Genomic DNA, 4,358 nt, shown 5'->3' on the forward strand with positions numbered 1-4,358 from the left:
CCTTCGGAGCCAAACCAACGGCAAGCAACCATCAGCTACACCCCACCGCTCTGGGCATCCAGGGCACCAACCCCAGACACCTACAAACTTAGGGACCCACCATGACGACCACCGACAGCCCCGGCGCGAAGGCACCCACCGGGGGCGATGTGCTCGTCGCCGTGATGCGCAGGCACGGTATCGACACCGCCTTCGGCGTGATCAGCATCCACAACCTGCCACTCGTCGAAGCGGTGGCGCGGGAGCTGCGATTCGTGGAGGTGCGTCACGAAGCGGCGGCGGTCAACGCCGCCGACGGGTACGCGCGAGCGACCGGAAAGATCGGTGTCGCGATCACCAGTACCGGAACCGGGGCCGGCAATGCCGCGGGTTCCATGCTCGAAGCGCTGACCGCGGGTAGTCGGGTGCTGCACGTGACCGGTCAGATCGAGAGCGAGTACCTCGGTTCCGGCGGTTCGACCCGGGGCGTCATTCACGAGGTGCCCAAACAGCTGCAGATGCTCGACGCCGTCTCCCGCTATGCGGCGACCATCGAACGCGCCGAGGATGTCGAAGCGGATCTGGAAACCGCCATCGCCCATATTCTGTCCGCTCCGCAGGGCCCGGCCAGCGTGGAATGGCCCTCGGATCTGCAGTATCTGGCGCGTCCAGCCGACCAGCGTGAATACGAACCGCCGGTCTTCGACGTGCCGGTACCGGAGCCCGATGCGATTGCCGCGGCCGTCGCGTTGCTGTCGGCGGCCGAGCGCCCATTGCTCTGGGTGGGCGGGGGAGCGGCTGGCGCGCAAGTTGAACTGGCCACTCTGCTGCATACCCTCGGGGCGGGGCTGCTGACCAGCAACTCGGGGCGCGCGATCGTGCCCGAGGACGACCCGCTGGTGATCGGGAACTTCGCAACGGCGCCGGAGGTCGCGCCACTGCTCGCGGACGCCGACCTGCTGCTGTCGATCGGCACTCACTTCCGCTCCAACGAGACCAAGAGCTACCACCTGCGGTTACCGGTCACGCAGATCCAGATCGATGTGGACCCGGCGGCCATCGGCCGTATCTACCCGGCGAAAGTCGGTCTCGTGGGTGATGCCGCGACGACCCTCGCCGCGATCAACGACGGCCTGACGACTACGGCGGTCGACCCGGGGTGGTCCGGTCGGGTTACCGACACCCGGGTGGCTGTCCGCGCGGCGCTCACGGCCTATATCGGCGGGTACGCGGAGATCTGCGAAGGGATGCGGTCGGTACTGCCGCGCGAATCCGTGGTCGCGCGCGATGTGACCATCCCCTCCAGCCAGTGGGGCAACCGGTTGCTGCCCTTATACGAACGCGAGACCAATATCTTCCCGCTCGGTGGTGGTATCGGCCAGGGGCTCGCGATGGGGATCGGTGCCGCGCTGGGCCGGCCCGAAGTGCCGACCGCGGTGATCGCCGGGGACGGCGGTCTCGCCGTACACCTCGGCGAACTCGCCTCGCTCGCCGGCAGTGGTGCGTGGTGCGTCGTGGTGATCTTCAACGACGGTGGTTACGGCGTACTACGGAATATGCAGGCGGCCAACGGCTTCGACCGGTCCGGTGTCGACCTGTTCACACCCCGGTTCGATCTGCTCGCGGCCGCACTCGATATGCCCTACACCCTGATCGAGGGCCCGGGACGTTTCGAGAAGGCCTTCGCGGACGCGGTGTCGACCCTCCGTCCGGCGATCATCGAGGTCGAAGTGTCCGCGGTCGAACCGCCGCCGGGCCCGTTCACCCCACCGGTGCGCATCCCGGTTCAGGAGGGCTGATCCGATGACCCGCAACGACTGTGACGACGACAGCCCGGCGCACGCGCTGGTGTGCCTGCACACCGGACCGGACCCGGCTCGCTGGTTCGCCGACCAGGTCGAAACGCTCGGTGCGATCGCGCACCGGTCCGTCGCGCCGCCCCCGGCCGACCCGGAGTCCGTCGACGCTTGGGTGCACGAGATCGCCGCCGATATGACGGCCCGCGGCCACGACCGCGTACACCTCCTCGCCACGGGTGCCACGACCTACGGTGCCATTGCCCTCGCCTCCCGGTATCCCGCGCTCGTCACCAGCCTCATACTCGGCGATCCGGAGGTCGACCTGGACGCTCCCGGGTACGGCGAACTACTGGCACAGGTGGTCGTCCCGACCCTGGTTATCGCCTCGGTCCCCGACGAGCGTGTGGATATCGCGCACGCCCAGAGCATCGCCGGTGGCATCGACAACGGTGTGTTCGTCGTGATCGACGGCGGCACGATCCCGGCCCACCGCGAACGCGCCGCGTCGTTCAACGAATGGGTCACCGCGTTCACCATCATCACCGAAGGTCTCGATGCCATGGCATCGCAGCGACAGGAGAAAACCAATGCCTGAACAGGCTGCGCACTACCTCGAACCCAACCAGACACACCCCGAACCGATCAGCCCCTACGAGACCAAGCTGTCCGGTTCGATCATGGAGATCTTCGGCCGGGGCATCCACGATCTGCCCGGGCTGATCGCCGGACTGAACGATCTGGGGCTGCACGCTCCCGACGGACAGACCTGGACCGAAGATAATTTCCGCGCCGAGATGCGACGATTGGGAGACTGAGATGACCACCGCGACCACAGCCGCCCCGACCGCGACCGGCGGTCCGAAGAAGCGCGCGGTCGGCGTCCGCAAGAATATGACCGCCGCCGATATTGCCGCCGCAGGGGTGCGCGACCGGTGGTATCCGATCCTGCCCTCGCGCATGGTGAAGCCCGGTGAATCCAAGAAGGTCACCCGGTTGTCCGTCGACTGGGTGCTGTTCCGGGATCCCCGGGGGACCGTCCATATGCTCGAGGACCGATGCCCGCATCGCAGCGCCCCGCTGTCGGTCGGCCAGCACCTCGGCGACCGGCTCGCCTGCAAATACCACGGCGTCCAGGTGGACGGCACCGGCACCGTCGTCTCCGTACCCGGGATGCCCGGCTGCGCGCTCGAAGGTAAACGAGCAACGGTATCGCTGCGCGTTGTCGAGGCCGCCGACACCATCTTCGCGTTCGTGCCGCTGACCCAGGATTCCGAGCCCACGCCGTTCGTGCTGCCCGACCGGCTCACCGACGAGTCCGTCTCCTGGTTCCCGAACTTCGCGGAATGGGCTGGGCCCTGGCGCTTCTACATGGACAATGTCCTCGACCCGATGCACGGTGCGTTCCTGCACCGCGATTCGCACTCGATGTTCGGCGGCGACACATCGGCGCGCTTCCGGATCCGGGAAACCGACCGCGGCTTCTTCTTCGAGAAGACCGATCAGGTCGGCGTGAACTTCGACTGGGTCGAGTACGTGCGCGGATCCATGGACTACGTCGACCTCGAGATCCCTTACGCGCCGAACGCCGGCCCCGGCGGCGTATTCGGTATCGTCGGCATGGCTACACCGATCGACGCCGATAACTCCGCGATCTTCCACTGGCGCACCCGCCGCGTGGACGGCTGGGAGCGTGAGGTGTGGCGATTCCTCTACCGCACCCGGCTCGAGGCCCGGCACTGGGAGGTGCTCGAACAGGACCGCGAAGTGCTCGAGGCGCTGGCCGCCGACGCCGATCACCAGGAGCACCTGTACCAGCACGACCTCGGTGTCGCGCGGATCCGCCGGATCTACCGGGCGGACGCGAAGAAGCAGGCAGCGATACTGGCAGGCGATCCGGTATGACCACGACCCATGCCGACTTGGCCGACACAATGATGCTGACCGTGTTCCTCCGGCACGACCAATCGCAGAACATGGAACAGATCCAGTGCAAGCTCGACGACGCGGGCTGGTGGCAGCACTTTCCGCTGGCGGGCGGCGAGGTGGTCTCCTGGGTCGTGGCGATGGGTGTAACACAGATCGTGACCCCTGCGATTGCCGTTCGCGAAGCTCGCTGCGGTCAATGTGGAGCTGGAACGGCGGCCGTTGGGTGTGTTTCACACCGACTTCTACCCGACCTACGACTTCATGTCGGTCCGCGAGCGGCTGACCCGTGAATCCGACGAACGGCGCAGCGCATGACCCGGGTTGCGGCGGCAACTGTTCCGGACGCGCCGCGGCCGCGCATGTTCAGCAACGCCCGGGTGCACGGTGAACGGTTCTTCCTGTCCGGGATGCATGCGGGCGGGCCGGACGGGACAGTGGTCGGCGGTGACGACACCTACCTCCAGGCACAGGAGGCATTCCGGCGGGTTCGGGCGCTCACCGAAGCCTGCGGTGCCGCCGAGGACGACATTATCGTTCTGCGCGTCTACCTGACCGATATCGCGGATCCTGCCGAGTCGAACCCAGGCGCCACTTCTTGCGCAGGAACGCGCCCTGCAACCCGGCACCCCGCATCAGCCGCTCGACTCGCTTGCG

The 4,358-nt window shown here is 67.1% G+C and carries 5 protein-coding genes and 1 pseudogene; all 6 read left to right on the top strand.

The window, feature by feature from the left end; translation table 11 throughout:
- The first annotated feature begins 101 nt into the window (after nucleotides 1–101).
- A complete protein-coding gene (locus ACWEH3_RS35720; RefSeq protein ID WP_450026758.1) occupies nucleotides 102–1,778 on the top strand; it encodes a thiamine pyrophosphate-binding protein in 1,677 nt (558 codons plus the stop codon).
- Nucleotides 1,779–1,782: 4 nt separating this feature from the next.
- Nucleotides 1,783–2,373 (top strand): alpha/beta fold hydrolase, encoded by a 591-nt coding sequence (locus ACWEH3_RS35725; RefSeq protein ID WP_450026760.1) that lies wholly within the window; start codon nucleotides 1,783–1,785, stop codon nucleotides 2,371–2,373.
- Nucleotides 2,366–2,593: a recombinase-like helix-turn-helix domain-containing protein gene (locus ACWEH3_RS35730; RefSeq protein ID WP_450026762.1), complete on the top strand. Its 228-nt coding sequence runs from the start codon at nucleotides 2,366–2,368 to the stop codon at nucleotides 2,591–2,593. The genes ACWEH3_RS35725 and ACWEH3_RS35730 overlap by 8 nt, the downstream gene beginning before the upstream one ends.
- 1 nt (nucleotide 2,594) lies before the next feature.
- Nucleotides 2,595–3,680: a Rieske 2Fe-2S domain-containing protein gene (locus ACWEH3_RS35735; RefSeq protein WP_450026764.1), complete on the top strand. Its 1,086-nt coding sequence runs from the start codon at nucleotides 2,595–2,597 to the stop codon at nucleotides 3,678–3,680.
- A gap of 32 nt (nucleotides 3,681–3,712) precedes the next feature.
- A pseudogene (locus ACWEH3_RS35740) lies at nucleotides 3,713–4,019 on the top strand (hypothetical protein).
- A gap of 44 nt (nucleotides 4,020–4,063) precedes the next feature.
- Nucleotides 4,064–4,358 (top strand): RidA family protein (locus ACWEH3_RS35745; protein WP_450026766.1); only part of this gene is annotated, 295 nt, incomplete at its 3' end.

Source organism: Nocardia sp. NPDC004718 (assembly GCF_053601535.1).

Bases quoted from the DNA above. Each gene is read 5' to 3' on its own strand.
- ACWEH3_RS35725 (WP_450026760.1), top strand. From the start codon at position 1,783: ATGACCCGCAACGACTGTGACGACGACAGCCCGGCGCACGCGCTGGTG.
- ACWEH3_RS35730 (WP_450026762.1), top strand. From the start codon at position 2,366: ATGCCTGAACAGGCTGCGCACTACCTCGAACCCAACCAGACACACCCC.
- ACWEH3_RS35735 (WP_450026764.1), top strand. From the start codon at position 2,595: ATGACCACCGCGACCACAGCCGCCCCGACCGCGACCGGCGGTCCGAAG.
- ACWEH3_RS35720 (WP_450026758.1), top strand. From the start codon at position 102: ATGACGACCACCGACAGCCCCGGCGCGAAGGCACCCACCGGGGGCGAT.